1 protein-coding gene is annotated in these 285 nt (G+C 74.7%); it reads left to right on the top strand.

What is annotated here, in order from left to right; genetic code table 11:
* Window positions 1-21: 21 nt before the first annotated feature.
* A partial coding sequence (locus ACEN88_RS34955; protein ID WP_413347019.1) for a hypothetical protein occupies window positions 22-285 on the top strand: 264 nt, incomplete at its 3' end.

Raw genomic sequence — 285 nt, 5'->3', positions numbered from 1 at the left:
CCCGGGGGCGCCGACGCCATCATGCGCCCGCGCCCCAGCGGCGGCCTCGCCCCGATCACGCTCGCCAACAACGCCAAGGACAAGGAAACGACGCGCCACTCGGCCGTCGATTCCTCCCTCGTGCTGCCGCTGACGGCGGCCGGCCTCGCCCTGCGCTACGGCATCGCGCTGCAGGACATCTGGGGCCAGTGGTCCGTGTGGGGCACGGTCGATCATGCCGACCAGCAGCCGCCGCTGGACCGCCCGCGCGTGCTGCGCTGCGCGCTGGATGCCGCGGGCACCCTG

The sequence above is a fragment of the Massilia sp. CT11-108 genome (assembly GCF_047302915.1).
Taxonomy (GTDB): domain Bacteria; phylum Pseudomonadota; class Gammaproteobacteria; order Burkholderiales; family Burkholderiaceae_D; genus Telluria; species Telluria orientalis.
Note: the sequence above shows the minus strand (reverse complement) of the source record. Positions and strands in the feature narration are given on the sequence as shown.